We start from the raw sequence: 15,916 nt of genomic DNA, 5'->3' as shown, positions 1-15,916 counted from the left end.
GGCCGCCGGATTTTCCATTTTGGGAGACCAAACCGTGATCCCCGTCGTTATGCCCACATACGCCCGCGCCGACATCGTGTTCGAGCGTGGTCAAGGTCCGTATCTCTACGCGACCGACGGGCGACGATTCCTCGACTTCGCCGCCGGCGTCGCGGTGAACGCCCTGGGTCACGCGCATCCCTATCTGGTGGAAAAGCTGACCGAGCAGGCGAACAAGCTGTGGCACACCTCCAACCTGTTCCGGGTCGCCGGGCAGGAGAGCCTGGGCAAGCGCCTGACCGAGGTCACCTTCGCCGACACCGTGTTCTTCACGAATTCCGGCGCCGAGGCCTGGGAATGCGGCGCCAAGGCCGTCCGCAAGTACCATTATGAGTCCGGCAACCCGCAGAAGAACCGCATCATCACCTTCGAGCAGGCCTTCCACGGCCGCACGCTGGGCGCCATCTCGGCCGCCAAGCAAGAGAAGCTGATCCACGGCTTCGACCCGCTGCTGGACGGATTCGACCAGGTGCCGTTCGGCGACCTCGACGCCGTGCGCGCCGCCATCACGCCCGCCACCGGCGGCATCTGCGTCGAGCCGATCCAGGGCGAGGGCGGCATCCGTGCCGGCTCGGTGGAGTTCCTGCGCGGCCTGCGTGCGCTGTGCGACGAGCACGGCCTGCTGCTGTTCCTGGACGAGATCCAGTGCGGCATGGGCCGCACCGGCAAGCTGTTCGCCCATGAATGGGCCGGCATCACCCCGGACGTCATGTGCGTCGCCAAGGGCATCGGCGGCGGCTTCCCGCTCGGCGCCTGCCTTGCGACCGAGCGTGCGGCGTCGGGCATGACCGCCGGCACCCACGGCTCGACCTATGGCGGCAACCCGCTGGCGACCGCCGTCGGCAACGCCGTGCTGGATGTCATGCTGGCGCCGGGCTTCCTGGACACCGTGCAGAAGACCTCGGCCTACGCGCGTGGCCGCCTGGAGGAGCTGATCGCCAAGCATCCGGCGATGTTCCTGGAGCTGCGCGGCCAGGGCCTGATGCTGGGCCTCAAGCTCGGTCAGCCGGTCGGCGAGGTGGTGGCGAAGCTGCGCGCCAACGGCCTGCTGTCGGTTCCGGCCGGCGACAATGTGGTGCGGCTGCTGCCGCCCCTGAACATCGGCGAAGCCGAAGTGAACGAAGCCGTCGCGATCCTCGACCGGACGGCCCAGGAGTGCGTGGGATGAGCGGCGACAACAAGACAGTCCGGCATTTTCTCGACATCGACCGGCTGGACGGCGCCACCCTGCGCCGCCTGCTTGACCATGCCGTGCGCATCAAGGCCGACCTGAAGAAGGACCGGCTGGCCCATTCCACCCTGCTGGCCGGCCGTTCGCTGGCCCTGATCTTCGAGAAGCCCTCGACCCGCACCCGCGTGTCGTTCGAGGTCGGCATGCAGCAGTTCGGCGGCACTGTCGTGGTGCTGAAGCCCGACGACATGCAGCTGGGCCGCGGCGAGACCATCGGCGACACCGCCCGCGTGCTGTCGCGCTTCGTCGATGCGGTGATGGTCCGCACCACCGGCGAGGAGCGGGTGCATGAGCTGGCGGCCCATGCCAGCATTCCGATCATCAACGGCCTGACCGACCAGACCCACCCCTGCCAGATCATGGCCGACCTGATGACCTTCGAGGAGCATCGCGGTCCGATCAACGGCCGGTCCATCGCCTGGATCGGCGACTGCAACAATGTCGCGGTCAGCTGGGCCCATGCCGCCGTGCGCTTCGGCTTCGAGCTGCGTCTGGCCTGCCCCACCGTCTACGGCCCGTCGCCGGAGCTGCTGGCCTGGGCCGAGCGCGCGGGCAATGGCCGTCTGGTCGTCACCGAATCGCCGGAAGAGGCGGTGCGCGGTGCCGAATGCGTCATCACCGACGCCTGGGCCTCCATGCACAACACCGACGTGGACGAACGCGCGGCGATCCTCGGTCCCTATCAGGTGAACGAGGCGCTTATGGCACACGCCCACCCCGAGGCGCTGTTCATGCACTGCCTGCCGGCGCACCGGAACGAGGAAGTGACCGACGGCGTGATCGACGGCCGCCATTCGGTGGTCTGGGACGAGGCGGAAAACCGCCTGCACGCCCAGAAGGCCATCCTCGGCTGGTGCATGGGCGTTCTGGACTGAGGGGCTTTTGCTCGCTCGCCAATGCCCCCTCCCTAACCCTCCCCCGCTTCGCGGGAGAGGGAACTCCGCCGCTCTGACGCTCACTCCCTCTCCCGCAAAGCGGGGGAGGGTCGGGGAGGGGGCAAAGCACCGCTACGCCCACAGGCCACCCCATGCATGGGTGCCCTGCCGGCCTTGATTCGGCCCCCGCCCGCCCCGATCTTGCGCCCTACGCCTGTATTGCCGGTCTCTGTCTTAAGGAATCCGCCCTATGGACGATCCGTCCGTCCGCCCGCTCACCGATGATTTCGTCCTGCCGTTCCAGATCGAGGCGTCGCGCCTGCGCGGCCGCACCATCAAGCTGGGGCCGGCGATCGACGAGATCCTGACCCGCCACGACTATCCGCCCACCGTCGCCCGCTTCCTGGCGGAGACGGCGACGCTGGCCGTGCTGCTCGCCAGCATGCTGAAATACGAGGGCATCTTCACGCTCCAGACCAAGGGCGACGGGCCGATCCGCCTGATGGTGGCCGATGTCACCTCGGTCGGCGACGTGCGCGCCTATGCCCAGTTCGACCCGGAAGCCCTGGCCAAGGCCGAGCGGGACGTCGAGATCGCCCCGGCCGCGGCGCTGCTCGGCAAGGGCTACATCGCCTTCACGGTGGACCAGGGTCAGGACACCGACCGCTACCAGGGCATCGTCGAGCTGTACGGCAAGACGCTGACCGATTGCGTCCAGCACTATTTCCGCCAGTCCGAGCAGATCGACACCGGCCTGACCGTGTCGGTCGACCGCGAGGTGAAGCCGGACGGCACGCCCGGCCAGTGGCGCACCGGCGGCATCATGATCCAGCGCCTGCCGCAGGAGCAGGGTCTGGTCGCGTCCGACAAGGAAGACGATTGGCGCCGCGCCATGGTGCTGATGGCCAGCGTCACCGGCGACGAGTTGCTGTCGACCGATCTCGCCGAGTCCGACCTGCTCTACCGCCTGTTCCACGAGGACGGGGTGCGGATCTATGAGGGGCATGCGCTGCGCTTCGGCTGCCGCTGCTCGCGCGAGCGGGTGGAGACCATGCTGCGCAGCCTGCCCCGCGAAGAGGTGCAGGAGTTGAAGATCGACGACGGCCGGGTCGAAGTGACCTGCCAGTTCTGCTCGACCGACTACCACTTCACCGACGCGGATCTCGACCGCGTGTATGGCCCTGCCTCCTAACGGGGAATAGGGTCCGACACCAACGCGTTCATGGGGGCGCGGCGTCCGCGCCGCGCCCCTTTCCTTATCCACCGATCTCCAGCCCCGAACCGGAGCCCCCATGCTGTCGCGCCGCTTTGTCCTTGCCGCCGGAACGGCCACCCTTCTGCTCGCCGCCTGCCAGAGCACCCCGCCCCGGCCGGCGCCGCGGCCCGTCGATTTCTCCAATTTCGGGCCGATCGTGCTGAATGCCGGCACCATCGACGTGGTCGACGCCTACCGCCCGATGGGGGCCAAGCATGTCGAGGGCCGCTCCGCGGTGCCGCCGGCCGAGGCGGTGCGGCGCTGGGCGGCGGAGCGGTTGCAGGCGGCGGGGGGCACAGGCCGCGTGCGGGTCACCATCCGCGACGCCAGCATCGTCGAAGTCCAGCTGCCGACCAAGAAGGGCATCACCGGCTATTTCAGCAACGATCAGGCCCAGCGCTATGACGGCCGCATCGAGGTCGAAATCGCCGGCGAGGTGCCGGACACCGGCAATGGCGGCTTCCGCGGCGTGACCCGCTCCACCGTCACCCACTCCACCACCGTGGCGGAGAACATCTCGCTGGCCGACCGCGAGGCCACCTTCCTGGAAATGACCCGCCGGATGATGGACGATCTGAACGCCCGCCTGGATGCCGGCATCCGCAAGGATCTGGCCCCGATGGTCCGCCGCTGACCGCTGTTTGAAAGTTGGCCCGCCCCTTGCGACTGGGCACCCGACCTTTCGTCAGAACGGAGAGTGCCCATGCCGAAATTCGACCTCTACGTCGTCCGGCCGCCGGAGGGATCGGCCACCGTCACCGCCATTCCCGAGGACAAGCAGCAGTCGTCCCAGGCGGCGCTGCGCAATCTCAGCCGCGCCGGCTGCGTGGTGAAGCCCTTGGGCGACATCGACCTGTCCTTCGTCAAGAAGTCGGAGGCGCAGATCAAGCTGGAGCTGGTGGTGCGGCAGATGTTCGCCGCCTCCGCCTACAAGCCGCCGGTGTCCATAGTTTGGTGATGGGCGTCCGGTAGAAGCTCTAAGGTGAACGGCCTTCGGGCGGGGGCGGCAGAAACTGCCCCCGCCCGCCGTCCCGGCGCCATGGCGAGGCAGACTCTGCCGGGCCGGATCCCGTCCTATATCTCCAGCTGCATGCCCAGCTCGACCACCCGGTTGGGCGGGATGCAGAAATATTCCGACGCGCTGGTCGACAGCTTGGACAGGAAGATGAACAGCGGTTCCTGCCAGCGCGGCAGGCCGAGCTTGCCATGGCTGCGGATCAGCGTCTCGCGGCTGACGAAATAGGTGGTCTCCATCGGCTCGAACGGCAATCCTGGGATGCGCTTCGTCTCCAGCGCCTGCGGGATGTCCGGCTCGTCCTTGAAGCCGAAATGGACGATCAGGCGGAAGAATCCGGCGGACAGCGCCTTCAACTCGAAGCGCTGCTCGTCCGGCACATGGGGCACGTCCTCGATGTCGACGGTCAGCAGCACGACGCGCTGGTGCAGCACCTTGTAATGCTTCAGGCTGTGCAGCAGCCCCGGCGGCAGGCCGCGCGGGTTGCCGGTCAGGAAGACGGCGGTGCCCGGAACCCGCTGCACCGACCCGCTCTTCAGCCGCTCCACCAGCAGGTCGAAGGGCAGCGCATCCTCGGCCAGCCGCTTGCGCACCACCTCGCGCCCGCGCCGCCAGGTCGCCATCAGCAGGAAGACGGCCGCGCCGACCACCAGCGGGAACCAGCCGCCCTCCTCCACCTTGACGAGGTTGGCCAGGAACAGCGCCATGTCGACGGTCAGGAACACCGCCAGCGCCAGCACCGCCTGCCACAGCTTCCAGCGGCCGAGCGAACGCGCGACCTTGTAGGCCAGCAGCGTGGTCGCCACCATCGTGCCGGTCACCGCGATGCCATAGGCGGCGGCAAGGTTGCTGGAGGTCTGGAAGCTCAGCACCAGCAGGAGAACGCCGGCCAGCAGCAGCCAGTTCAGCTGCGGCATGTAGATCTGGCCCTTCTCGTGCTCCGAGGTGTGCCGCACCTCCATCCGCGGCAGATAGCGCAGATGCATCGCCTGCAGCGTCACCGAATAGGCGCCGGAGATCACCGCCTGCCCGGCGATGATGGTGGCGGCGGTGGCCAGCAGCAGCAGCGGCACCTGCGCCCAGTCCGGCGCCAGATGGAAGAAGGGATTCTCGATGGCTTCCGGCTCGTGCAGCAGCAGGGCGCCCTGGCCGAAATAGCACAGCAGCAGCGACGGCAGCACGATGGTGTACCAGGCGCCGCGGATCGGCTTGCGGCCGAAATGGCCCATGTCGGCGTAAAGCGCCTCCGCCCCGGTCACCGCCAGAACCACCGCCCCCAGCAGCAGGAAGCCGTGCCAGCCGTGGTTGAACAGCATCTCCACGGCATGCCCCGGCCATACCGCCCCCAGCACGACGGGATTGCGGACGATCTGCCACAGCCCCAGCGCCGCCAGCGTCACGAACCACACCAGCATCACCGGCCCGAACAGCCGGCCGACCTTCTCCGTCCCGAATCGCTGCAGCACGAACAGCCCGACCAGGATGGTCAGGGTGATGGGGATGACGTAGCTGTCCAGGGCGGGGGCGACGACATGCAGCCCCTCAACCGCGCTCAGAACCGAGATGGCGGGGGTGATCAGGCTGTCGCCGTAGAACAGCGAGGCGCCCATCACGCCGATGGCCATGACGACGCCGGTGCGCCGATGCCCCGGCCGCATCCCGCGCAGCGCCAATGCGGTCAGCGCCAGGATGCCGCCCTCCCCCTGGTTGTCGGCGCGCATGACGAAGACGACGTACTTCACCGTCACCGTGACGATCAGCGCCCAGAAGATCAGCGACAGCACGCCCAGGATGACCTCCGGCACCAGCGGAAAGCCGCCGCCTTCGGTCAGGCATTCGCGCAGCGTGTAGAGCGGGCTGGTGCCGATGTCGCCATAGACGACACCCAGCGCCCCCAGTGCGAGCGCGCGCAGCTTCGCCGCATGCTCCCGCCCGTCCATGCCTGCTTCCATAACCCGGTCCGCTCCTGTCCCGTTTCACCGCGTCCGCCGGTCCGATGATCGTTGGCACACGCACTGCCATGCCTAAGGTGGCTTGCGGTTGCCGCGCAAGCACCGAATGGCGAAACGCGCCACCGGCCGGTGCGATCCTTCGTCCTCTGCGCCCTTTCGGTGGCCCGTTCCCATGCGACGGAACGCGGCACTCGGCGCCGTTGCATCCACCGCGCCGACATGCTTCCATTCGTAGGTGCAGCGTGCGGAGCCTCGAACCGGCAGCCATGTCCAACGATTTCCTGTTCGCCTCGGACGACTCCGCCGCCGCACCGCTCCCGGACCGGGCCGGCTCCGATGCCGCGGACCCTCAGTCCCCACCCTGGCTGGTGCTGGTCGCCGACGACGAGCCGGAGGTGCATGCCGTCACCCGGCTGGCGCTGGCCCGCCTGCGCTTCCGCGGCCGTCCCGTCCGCCTGCTGGACTGCACCAGCGCCGCGGGGGCGGAGCGGATCCTGCGCGAGACGCCCGGCATTGCGGTCATCCTGCTCGACGTGGTGATGGAGACGGAGGATGCCGGCCTGCGGCTGGTCCGCACCATCCGGGAGGATTTGGGCAACCGGGCCGTCCGCATCGTCCTGCGCACCGGCCAGCCCGCCCAGGTCCCGGAGGAGGAACTCGTCCTCGCCTATGAGATCGACGGCTATACCGCGAAGACGGAGCTGACCGCCCGCCGGCTGTTCACCAGCGTGGTGACGGCGCTGCGCGCCTATGCCGCCCTCGAGACGCTGGAACTGCAGCTTGCCGAACGCAGCCGCGCGCTGGAGGAGGCGACCGTCCGCCTGAACCGGCTGGCGGTGCTGGACCCGCTGACCGGCGTGTGGAACCGCCGTCGCTTCCTGGAGCTGGCGGCGGCGGAACTGGCGCGGGCGCGGCGCTATGGCCGGCCGCTGACGGTCTTCCTGCTCGACCTCGACGGGTTCAAGGCGGTCAATGACGCCCATGGCGACGCCGCCGGCGATGCGGTGCTGCGCGCGGTGGTGAAGCGGATGCGGGCGGCGCTGCGCATCTCCGACCATCTCGCCCGCTCCGGCGGACAGGAGTTCGTCGTGCTGCTGCCGGAGACCGACGACGCCGGCGCCGCCGTGGTGGCGGAGCGGGTGCGCGCCGCCCTGGCCGGCAGCCCGGTCGTCGTGGACGACCGCGCCCCCACCGTCGCTGTCGCCGTCACCGCCAGCATCGGGATCGCCGGCTGGTTGCCCGGCGAGCCCGGAGTCGAACAGACCCTGCACCGCGCCGAGCGGGCGCTCCACGCCGCCAAGCAGGCCGGCCGCAACCGGGTGGAACGCGCGGCGGACTAGCGGCCCCGGCGACGGGGTGTTTCATGTGAAATATCGTTGCAGCGCGGCGATTGAACGGCAGGGAACGAGGAGTTACTCCTATCGTTGGAGACATCCATCCGGATGTTGCTCCGGATCAGGGGTTCGCACATGTGGCAGGACTACGGCAACGCGCTCATCTCCGCCTTCGGGCTGGCGGGCCTGGGGTTCGGCATCGGCAAGCTCGTCATCATCCTCGGTGAACGCGCCATCGAGCGCCGCCACGGGTCGGAGGGGGTGCGCAACGTCATCGCCCGCCGTGCCAAGCTGGAGACGAAACTCGAAGCCCGGCGCGGCGAACGCATCCGGGAGCTGAAGGAACTGGACGGCACGGTGGAGGACATCCTGCGCCGCCGCAAGGTGCTGGAACGCCAGATCGAGGAGTCGCGGCAATCGGGCGAACGGCTGGTCCGCCTGATCGGCGAGGAGGTCCAGGGCAGCCCCTTCTATGTCGCGATGGTCGTGAACAAGTATGTCGGCACCGGTGCCGTCCAACAGAGCCAGCATTCGCTGATCGACCCCGCATGGGCCCAGCCGCAGACGATCGAGGTGTGGGCGCGGTCGATGGCGGAAGCGCGGACGGAGATCGAACGGCGCTATCCCCCCGCCTTCGGTTATGCGGTGACGCGGATGCAGGAGTTCCTGTCCGCCGACACCCCCGTCGCCAAGGCCGGTTGAGATCCGGTTGAGATAAGGACGCGCCATGGACAGCATGCCCTACGTCTTCGCCGGTCTGATCGGCCTCGCCTCCCTGTCCCTGTCGCTTCTGCTGGCCATGCGCCGGCTGAAGACCTCGGAGGAGCGGATCGCCAATTCGGTCTCGCGCAAGCAGGCGCAGGTGGAGCGGATCAAGAAGATCGCCCGCGTCACGCTGCAGCAGGCCCGCGACCTGCGCGACGCCCGCCGCCGCAAGGCGATGGCCGAGATGGGCTGCGAGGATCTGGAACAGCGCCTGAAGGCCGTCGGGACCGCCGACCGCCGCATCTATGTGCTGGACGACCGCCGCACCCAGAATGACCAGGGCTGGCTTCTGCGGGTGGTCAACATCGAGTATGGCGCCCGCGTCAACGCCAACCTCACCTCCACCGCGCTGGACAGCTGGAAACGCGGCCGCCGCTTCCTGGTCTGGGCGTTGGACGAGAAGAAGGCCCGCGAAAAGGTCCATGCCCGGTTTCCGGAGAACAAGGGCTTCACGGTGATGGGCGTGGAGTCCTATCTGGGGTGAGGCATCGGCGCTTGTGCCCCCTCCCCATCCCTCCCCCGCTTCGCGGGAGAGGGGGCAGAACGCTTGTCGACGTGACCTAACTGCTGAAGCGGCGGCAGTCCCATCTCCCGCGTGAGCGGGGGAAGGTTAGGGAGGGGGCACCCGCAGCAGACACCTATCCTCTCCCCCGCCACAATAATGACATCAATCCCATTTTTGGATTATCATCCCTGCCCGCGCCCATCCGCCAGCGCCGGGGAACCTTGCCATGATCCGCTACGCCGAACTGCAGGTCGCCACCAGCTTCAGTTTCCTGGAGGGGGCATCGCACCCTGACGAGCTGGCGATGACGGCGGCGGCGCTGGGGCTGGCGGCGGTGGGGGTGACGGACCGCAACTCGCTGGCCGGCGTGGTGCAGATGCATATGGCGGCGAAGAAGGTGGGCATCCGGGCGCTGATCGGCTGCCGGCTCGACCTGACCGACGCCGGCAGCCTGCTGGCCTATCCGACCGACCGCGCCGCCTATGCCCGGCTGTCGCGGCTGCTGACGCTGGGCAAGATGCGGGCGCCCAAGGGGGAGTGCTTCATCGCCCGCGCCGACGTGCTGGCCCATGCCGAGGGCATGCTGTTCCTGCTGCTGTCGCCCGACCGGCGCGACGAGTCGTTCCTGCGCGAGCTGCGGGCCTGGCGCAGCGGGCTGGCGCGCGGCCAGCTCCATCTGGCGGCGAGCCACCGTTACCAGGGCGACGACGCCCGGCGGCTGCGCTGGCTGGCCGGGCTGGCGGAGGCGGAGGGGGTGCCGCTGGTCGCCACCAACGACGTGCTCTATCACGGCGCCGGGCGGCGGGCGCTGGCCGACGTGATGACCTGCATCCGCCACCACACCACGATCGACGAGGCCGGCTGGCGGCTGTCCGCCAATGCCGAGCGCCACCTGAAGCCGGCGGTGGAGATGCTCCGCCTGTTCCGCGACCACCCCGACGCCGTCGCCCGCAGCCTGGAGATCGCCGACGCCTGCCGCTTCTCGCTGGACGAGCTGCGCTATGAGTACCCCGACGAGGTGGCGGAGGGCCGCGATCCGCAGGAGACGCTGGAAATCCTGACCTGGGCGGGTGCCGCCGAAAAATATCCCGCCGGCATCCCCGACCCGATCCGGCAGACCGTGACGCGCGAACTGGCCCTGATCGCCGGCCAGCGCTACGCCCCCTATTTCCTGACCGTCCACGACATCGTGCGCTTCGCCAGGGGCCGGGACATCCTCTGCCAGGGGCGCGGCAGCGCCGCCAACTCCGCCGTCTGCTATTGCCTGGGCATCACCTCGGTCGATCCGACCGAGATCGATCTGCTGTTCGAGCGCTTCATCTCCGCCGCCCGCGGCGAGCCGCCCGACATCGACGTCGATTTCGAGCATGAGCGGCGCGAGGAGGTGATCCAGTACATCTACAAAAAATACGGCCGTACCCGCGCCGGTCTGACCGCCACCGTCATCCGCTATCGCGCCCGCAGCGCGCTGCGCGAGGTCGGCAAGGCGATGGGGCTGTCGGCCGATCTGGTGGCGCGGCTGACCGGAACCATCTGGGGCTGGAGCAGCCAGGGCGTGGACGGGGAGCGCGCCCGCTCGCTCGGCCTCGATCCAGACGATCCGCGCCTGCGCCGGACGCTGGAGCTGGCCAATGAGCTGATCGGCTTTCCCCGCCACCTGTCCCAGCATGTCGGCGGCTTCGTCATCACCCGCGGGCCGCTGTCCGATCTCTGCCCGGTCGCCAATGCGGCGATGGAGGACCGCACCACCATCGAATGGGACAAGGACGACATCGACGCGCTCGGCATCCTGAAGGTCGACGTGCTGGCGCTGGGCATGCTGACCTGCATCCATCGCGCCTTCGACCTGATCGAGCAGGTGCACGGGACGCGCTGGACGCTCGACAGCCTGCCCAAGGAGGACCCGGCGGTCTACGAGATGCTCTGCCGCGCCGACAGCCTGGGCGTCTTCCAGGTCGAAAGCCGCGCGCAGATGAGCATGCTGCCGCGGCTGAAGCCGAAAAAATTCTACGATCTGGTGATCGAGGTCGCCATCGTCCGCCCCGGCCCGATCCAGGGCGGCATGGTGCATCCCTACCTGCGGCGGCGGAGCGGGGCGGAGGACATCACCTACCCGATGGCGGCGCTGGAACCGGTCCTCCACAAGACGCTGGGCGTGCCGCTGTTCCAGGAGCAGGCGATGAAGGTCGCCATGGTCGGCGCCGGCTTCAGCGCCGAGGAGGCCGACCAGCTGCGCCGGGCCATGGCCGCCTTCCGCCGGACCGGCCAGGTGCGCCGCTTCCACGACAAGTTCATCGCCGGCATGACCGCCAGGGGCTGCGATCCCGCGTTCGCCGAACGCTGTTTCCAGCAGATCGAGGGCTTCGGCGAATACGGCTTCCCCGAAAGCCACGCCGCCAGCTTCGCGCGGCTGGTCTATGTCTCCGCCTGGATCAAGCGCCACCACCCCGCCATCTTCGCCGCCGCCCTGCTGAACAGCCAGCCGATGGGCTTCTACGCCCCGGCCCAGATCGTCCGCGACGCGCGGGAACATGGCGTGACCGTGCTGCCGCCGGACGTGAATGTGTCGGGGTGGGATTGCGCGGTGGAAGGTTCTTCGTCCCTCCGCCTCGGCCTCCGCCTCATCAAGGGCTTCACCCAAGCCCACGCCGACGCCATCGTCCTGTCCCGCGCCGGGGGTTACCGCGATCCCTACGACCTGTGGCGCCGCGCCCGCCTGCCGGTCGCGGCCCTGGAAAAGCTCGCGAAGGCCGACGCCTTCCGCTCGGTCGGGCTCGACAGGCGGGCGGCGCTGTGGGCGGTGCGGGCGCTGGGGGACACGCCGCTGCCGCTGTTCGCCCGGCTGGATAGCGCGATCGCCGAGGAGCCCGAGGCCCCCCTGCCCGCCATGGCGCTGGGCGAGCATGTGGTGATGGACTACACCAGCCTGTCGCTGTCGCTGAAGGCCCACCCGCTGGCCCTGCTGCGCGACGGACTGCCCGGCATCACCCCGGCGGAACGGCTGGCCCGGACCCGCGACGGCCGGCGGCTGACCACAGCCGGGCTGGTGCTGGTCCGCCAGCGGCCGGGCAGCGCCGAGGGCGTCGTCTTCATCACGCTGGAGGACGAGACCGGGATCGCCAACCTCGTCGTCATGCCCGACGCCTTCGAGACCTTCCGCCGCCCGATCATGACCGCGCGGATGATGGCGGCCACCGGCCGGGTGCAGAACCATGAGGGGGTCGTGCATCTGCGGGTGGAATCGCTGATCGACCTGACCCACCGGCTGGCCGAGCTGACCGGCGAGGACCGGCCCGCGGCCGGGTCCTTCTCCAAGGGCCGCAATTTTCATTGAGGGCGCCGGCCATTTTCATTCCGGCCAGCCGATTGCTCCTGACATCACGCTGTCAGGAGGGGGTGTGCTATCAAGAGGGCGTGCCGGCACGAACCACGAACATCCCTTCCCCACATGTCAGGAGCAGGTTCCATGAACACCCCGCATGTCGTCACCTGGTTCGAAATCCCCGCCGCCGATCTCGCCCGCGCCGTCCGCTTCTACGAGACCGTCTTCGCCGTCACCCTCAATCAGGAACCCTGCCCCAGCGGCATGACCATGGCCGTCTTCCCGGCCGAGGGCGAAGCGGTGAAGGGCTGCCTGATCCAGCACGAGTCGTGCAAGCCCAGCGCCGACGGCACCACCGTCTACCTCAATGGCGGCGACGACCTGTCCGCCCCGCTGGCCCGTGCCGAGCAGGCCGGCGCCACCATCGTCTTGCCGAAGACGCTGATCACCCCCGAAATCGGTTACTTCGCCCAGCTCATCGACAGCGAGGGCAACCGCATCGGCCTCTATTCGATGCACTGACCCCGAGCCGCCTCCATGCGCCGCGCCGACCGCCTGTTCCAGATCGTCCAGCATCTCCGCAAGGGGCGGCTGGTGACGGCTGCCGAGCTGGCGCGTTGCCTGGAGGTGTCGGAGCGCACCGTCTACCGCGACATGCGCGACCTCGCCGCCTCCGGCGTGCCGGTGGAGGGCGAGGCCGGCGTCGGCTATCTGCTGCGCGACGGCTATGACCTGCCGCCGCTGATGTTCACCCGGGACGAGGTGGAGGCGCTGGTGGTCGGTGCCCGCCTCGCCCGCGCCTGGGTCGGCGGCGGCTTGGCCGATGCCGCCGCCCGCGCGCTCGACAAGGTGGAGGCGGTGGTGCCGGAGGGGCGGCGGCGCGAACTGGCCGACAGCCGTGTCTTCGTCCCCGACTTCTCCTTCCCCGCGCCCTTGCGCGACCGGATGGACGTGCTGCGCTGCGCCATCAACGCAAAGCGCGTCGTGCTGTTCGACTACCGGCGCGGGGACGGCACCCATTCAGCCCGCGCGGTCCAGCCGCTGGGCCTGTTCTTCTGGGGCCGCGTCTGGACGCTGGGCGCCTGGTGCGAGCTGCGCGAGGAGTTCCGCAGCTTCCGCATCGACCGCATGGAGACCCTGATGGCGCTGGAGCGCCGATTCGACGAGATCCCCGGCCGCGGCCTGGAGGATTATCTCGCCCTCTGGCGCGAGGAGGGCTGTGCACAACGGTAAGGCTTCCTCACTCCACCAGCCGGATCTCCGTCGTCGTCACGCCCGAGGCGCCGACCGGCACCGCGTAATCGTCGAAGCCCGGCGGGCCGAAGCTGCCGCGGGCGGAACGGCTGAAGCCGTGCGGTTCGGCCGGGATGCCGAACAGGCCGGTGGCGAGCTCGCCGTTGTTGTCCAGATCCTGGAAGGCGATCAGCCCATAGCGCCCGGCCGGCAGGTCGGGGAAGACCGCCACCAGATCCGTCCCCACCGCGGCGGCGAAATAGCCGGCGCGCGGCGCCTTCGCCGCCTGGGCCTCGGCGCTGTCGAACAGCGCGATCATCACCTTGCCCTGATTGGGCTTGACGTTGCGGACGGTTGCGCGAAGCTCCCCCGCGGCGGCCGTTCCCGCGGCGGCCAGCGCCAGCAGCGTCACCGGGGCGATCATCCTTGCGAACCAACGCGCGAACCAACGGCGTGCCTTCATTCCCCAATCCTTCCTGGCGGTTCCCGGCCGGCCGGAAACCGCGCGATGCGTGACGCGACCGTGCCGCACGGCGCCGCCTCCACCCCATCCGCCTCCTATGGCAGACGCATGCTGCGCCGGCGCCTGCCGCTGCTGGCCGGCTCCATCCTGGCGCTGACTCTGCTGGGGCCGTTCGGCACATTCCGCGAAATGGGGTTCATGCTGCGGCTTGGCTACTGGGGCGGGCTGATCGCAACGGGCTGGTCGATGTTCGAACTGGTGGTGCTGGTCGCCCGCCGCGTGCTGCCGAACCTGGAGCGCACATGGCCGCTGATGCTGGCCGCGGCCTTCCTGACCGTCGGCGTCCTGCAGACCCTGGTGGTCGCCCTGCTGGAAAACCTGCTGCGCGGCGAGGATTTCCTGACCCCCGCCGGGCTGGCCGAGCTGTTCGGCTATGTGCTGACCATCACCACCCTGGTGTCGGCCCTGCCGGTGTGGCTGGAACTGCGGGAGCATGGCATCGTCGGCCATGCGCCGCCCGTCCCGCCCGCAGCCCCCGTCTCTGGCGATGTCGCCGGCGACCCGGCAGCCCCCCGTCCCGTCCCCTTCCTCGACCGCATCCCGGCCAGGCTGGGCCGCGACCTGCTGGCGCTGGAGATGGAGGACCATTACGTCCGCGTCCACACCGCGCTCGGCAGCGACCTGATCCTGATGCGGATGCGCGACGCGGTGGCGGAGCTGGCGGGCATCGACGGCCGGCAGGTCCACCGCTCCTACTGGGTCGCCGCCTCGGCGGTGGCGGCGGTGGAGCGCAAGCCGGACGGCAAGTTGTCGCTGCGGCTGATCAACGGCATGCTGGTGCCGGTCAGCCGCACCCACGCCCCGTCGGTGCGCGCCGCCGGCTGGGTGGAGAAAGCCGTCTCTTAAACGCCCTCTCCGCGGAAGGGACGCGACAGCAGCCCGTCGATGGTCTCGTCCAGCCCGGCGCCGCGGTTCAGGATGGCATCGACCGCGCTGCAGATCGGCATGTCGACGCCCAGCTTCGCCGCCAGCCCGACCACCGCGGCGGCGGTGTAGACGCCTTCCGCCACCGACCGGCGCACCGCCAGGATCTCGGCCAGCGCCTTGCCCTCGCCCAGCGCCGCCCCCAGCGACATGTTGCGCGACTGCAGGCTGGAGCAGGTCAGCGTCAGGTCGCCCAGGCCCGACAGCCCCATCAGCGTCTCCGCCCGGCCGCCGAGCGCCAGCGCCAGCCGGGTGATCTCCGCCAGCCCGCGGGTGATCAGCGCGGCCCGCGCGTTGTCGCCCAGCCGCCGCCCCTCGACCACGCCACAGGCGATGGCCAGCACATTCTTCACCGCCCCGCCGACCTGCGAGCCGATCACGTCGTCCGAGCGGTAGGGCCGGAAGGTGCGGCTGCCCAGCGCCGCGACCAGCGCCGTGCCCAGTGCCTCGTCGGCGCAGGCCAGCGTCACCGCCGTCGGCAGCCCGCGCGCCACCTCCGCCGCGAAGGTCGGGCCGGACAGGATCGCCACCGGATTGCCGCCCGGCAGGGACGCGGCGACCGCCTCGCTCATCAGCGCGTGGCTGTCCAGTTCGACCCCCTTGGCGCAGACGACGACCGCCGCCCCCGGATTCAGCAGCGGCGCCATCCTTGCGGTGACGCTGCGCGCATGCTGGGCCGGCGACACCAGCAGCACCGCATCGCAGTCGCCGAGATCGGCCAGATCGCCGGTGACGCGCAACGCATCGGGCAGCGGCACGCCGGGCAGATAGTCGCGGTTCTCGCGGCGGAGGCTCATCGCCTCCACCACCGCCGGCTCGCGCGCCCACAGCAGCGTCTCGCGCCCGGCCCTCAGCGCCGCCAGCGCCAGCGCCGTCCCCCAGGCGCCGCCGCCGACGACGCCGATGCGGTTGAGGGGGGAGGTGGGGACGGCACTCATGGCGA

At 69.6% G+C, this 15,916-nt stretch carries 15 protein-coding genes; 12 read left to right on the top strand and 3 right to left on the bottom strand.

All coding sequences use genetic code 11. The features are described 5' to 3' along the window. Positions 1–49: 49 nt before the first annotated feature. From A6A40_RS01095 to A6A40_RS01075, 5 genes are all read left to right on the top strand, one after another. On the top strand, positions 50–1,207 hold the full coding sequence (locus A6A40_RS01095; protein WP_063633753.1) for an aspartate aminotransferase family protein: 1,158 nt from the start codon (positions 50–52) through the stop codon (positions 1,205–1,207). Next, entirely contained in the window at positions 1,204–2,145 is a 942-nt protein-coding gene (gene argF / locus A6A40_RS01090; RefSeq protein WP_063633752.1) for an ornithine carbamoyltransferase, read from the top strand. Before A6A40_RS01095 ends, argF begins: the two co-directional genes overlap by 4 nt. Positions 2,146–2,395: 250 nt before the next feature. Continuing rightward, entirely contained in the window at positions 2,396–3,337 is a 942-nt protein-coding gene (locus A6A40_RS01085) for an Hsp33 family molecular chaperone (protein WP_063633751.1), read from the top strand. 100 nt (positions 3,338–3,437) lie between these two features. Further along, complete coding sequence (locus A6A40_RS01080) at positions 3,438–4,034, top strand: hypothetical protein (RefSeq protein WP_063633750.1); 597 nt, start codon at positions 3,438–3,440, stop codon at positions 4,032–4,034. Between the two features lie 69 nt (positions 4,035–4,103). Then, positions 4,104–4,358: a hypothetical protein gene (locus tag A6A40_RS01075; protein WP_063633749.1), complete on the top strand. Its 255-nt coding sequence runs from the start codon at positions 4,104–4,106 to the stop codon at positions 4,356–4,358. Between the two features lie 116 nt (positions 4,359–4,474). Here A6A40_RS01075 and A6A40_RS01070 read toward each other — a convergent pair whose 3' ends face one another. Then, positions 4,475–6,367 (bottom strand): potassium transporter Kup, encoded by a 1,893-nt coding sequence (locus tag A6A40_RS01070; protein WP_082860680.1) that lies wholly within the window; start codon positions 6,365–6,367, stop codon positions 4,475–4,477. 266 nt (positions 6,368–6,633) lie between these two features. On the opposite strand from A6A40_RS01070, the gene A6A40_RS01065 reads away from it, so the two are divergent. From A6A40_RS01065 to A6A40_RS01040, 6 genes are all read left to right on the top strand, one after another. Continuing rightward, positions 6,634–7,707, top strand: coding sequence for a GGDEF domain-containing response regulator (locus tag A6A40_RS01065; protein ID WP_063633748.1), 1,074 nt, complete (start codon positions 6,634–6,636; stop codon positions 7,705–7,707). 129 nt (positions 7,708–7,836) lie between these two features. Beyond that, complete coding sequence (locus A6A40_RS01060) at positions 7,837–8,403, top strand: hypothetical protein (RefSeq protein WP_063633747.1); 567 nt, start codon at positions 7,837–7,839, stop codon at positions 8,401–8,403. Between the two features lie 25 nt (positions 8,404–8,428). Further along, the gene (locus A6A40_RS01055) at positions 8,429–8,950 is read left to right on the top strand and encodes a hypothetical protein (protein ID WP_063633746.1); all 522 of its coding nucleotides are present in this window, start codon (positions 8,429–8,431) and stop codon (positions 8,948–8,950) included. 247 nt (positions 8,951–9,197) lie between these two features. Beyond that, a complete protein-coding gene (locus A6A40_RS01050) occupies positions 9,198–12,305 on the top strand; it encodes an error-prone DNA polymerase (protein WP_063633745.1) in 3,108 nt (1,035 codons plus the stop codon). A gap of 132 nt (positions 12,306–12,437) precedes the next feature. Then, positions 12,438–12,815 carry a VOC family protein gene (locus tag A6A40_RS01045; protein ID WP_063633744.1) on the top strand — a complete coding sequence of 126 codons (378 nt, stop codon included), beginning with the start codon at positions 12,438–12,440 and terminating at the stop codon, positions 12,813–12,815. A gap of 15 nt (positions 12,816–12,830) precedes the next feature. Next, positions 12,831–13,526, top strand: coding sequence for a helix-turn-helix transcriptional regulator (locus tag A6A40_RS01040; RefSeq protein WP_063633743.1), 696 nt, complete (start codon positions 12,831–12,833; stop codon positions 13,524–13,526). A gap of 7 nt (positions 13,527–13,533) precedes the next feature. Here the strand turns inward: A6A40_RS01040 and A6A40_RS01035 are convergent, their stop codons facing one another. After that, positions 13,534–13,989, bottom strand: coding sequence for a DUF2141 domain-containing protein (locus A6A40_RS01035; protein WP_199275882.1), 456 nt, complete (start codon positions 13,987–13,989; stop codon positions 13,534–13,536). Positions 13,990–14,034: 45 nt separating this feature from the next. Here A6A40_RS01035 and A6A40_RS01030 point away from each other — a divergent pair, with 45 nt between their 5' ends. Beyond that, complete coding sequence (locus A6A40_RS01030) at positions 14,035–14,895, top strand: LytTR family DNA-binding domain-containing protein (protein ID WP_063633742.1); 861 nt, start codon at positions 14,035–14,037, stop codon at positions 14,893–14,895. On the opposite strand, the gene A6A40_RS01025 is transcribed toward A6A40_RS01030, so the two are convergent. Continuing rightward, positions 14,892–15,911, bottom strand: coding sequence for an NAD(P)H-dependent glycerol-3-phosphate dehydrogenase (locus A6A40_RS01025; protein ID WP_063633741.1), 1,020 nt, complete (start codon positions 15,909–15,911; stop codon positions 14,892–14,894). The two genes, A6A40_RS01030 and A6A40_RS01025, sit on opposite strands and share 4 nt — an antisense overlap. Positions 15,912–15,916 lie beyond the last annotated feature (5 nt).

The organism is Azospirillum humicireducens, assembly GCF_001639105.2.
GTDB classification, from domain to species: Bacteria; Pseudomonadota; Alphaproteobacteria; order Azospirillales; family Azospirillaceae; genus Azospirillum; species Azospirillum humicireducens.
Note: the sequence above shows the minus strand (reverse complement) of the source record. Positions and strands in the feature narration are given on the sequence as shown.

Bases quoted from the DNA above. Each gene is read 5' to 3' on its own strand.
- A6A40_RS01095 (WP_063633753.1), top strand. From the start codon at position 50: ATGCCCACATACGCCCGCGCCGACATCGTGTTCGAGCGTGGTCAAGGT.
- argF (WP_063633752.1), top strand. From the start codon at position 1,204: ATGAGCGGCGACAACAAGACAGTCCGGCATTTTCTCGACATCGACCGG.
- A6A40_RS01085 (WP_063633751.1), top strand. From the start codon at position 2,396: ATGGACGATCCGTCCGTCCGCCCGCTCACCGATGATTTCGTCCTGCCG.
- A6A40_RS01080 (WP_063633750.1), top strand. From the start codon at position 3,438: ATGCTGTCGCGCCGCTTTGTCCTTGCCGCCGGAACGGCCACCCTTCTG.
- A6A40_RS01075 (WP_063633749.1), top strand. From the start codon at position 4,104: ATGCCGAAATTCGACCTCTACGTCGTCCGGCCGCCGGAGGGATCGGCC.
- A6A40_RS01070 (WP_082860680.1), bottom strand. From the start codon at position 6,367: ATGGAAGCAGGCATGGACGGGCGGGAGCATGCGGCGAAGCTGCGCGCG.
- A6A40_RS01065 (WP_063633748.1), top strand. From the start codon at position 6,634: ATGTCCAACGATTTCCTGTTCGCCTCGGACGACTCCGCCGCCGCACCG.
- A6A40_RS01060 (WP_063633747.1), top strand. From the start codon at position 7,837: ATGTGGCAGGACTACGGCAACGCGCTCATCTCCGCCTTCGGGCTGGCG.
- A6A40_RS01055 (WP_063633746.1), top strand. From the start codon at position 8,429: ATGGACAGCATGCCCTACGTCTTCGCCGGTCTGATCGGCCTCGCCTCC.
- A6A40_RS01050 (WP_063633745.1), top strand. From the start codon at position 9,198: ATGATCCGCTACGCCGAACTGCAGGTCGCCACCAGCTTCAGTTTCCTG.
- A6A40_RS01045 (WP_063633744.1), top strand. From the start codon at position 12,438: ATGAACACCCCGCATGTCGTCACCTGGTTCGAAATCCCCGCCGCCGAT.
- A6A40_RS01040 (WP_063633743.1), top strand. From the start codon at position 12,831: ATGCGCCGCGCCGACCGCCTGTTCCAGATCGTCCAGCATCTCCGCAAG.
- A6A40_RS01035 (WP_199275882.1), bottom strand. From the start codon at position 13,989: ATGAAGGCACGCCGTTGGTTCGCGCGTTGGTTCGCAAGGATGATCGCC.
- A6A40_RS01030 (WP_063633742.1), top strand. From the start codon at position 14,035: ATGCGTGACGCGACCGTGCCGCACGGCGCCGCCTCCACCCCATCCGCC.
- A6A40_RS01025 (WP_063633741.1), bottom strand. From the start codon at position 15,911: ATGAGTGCCGTCCCCACCTCCCCCCTCAACCGCATCGGCGTCGTCGGC.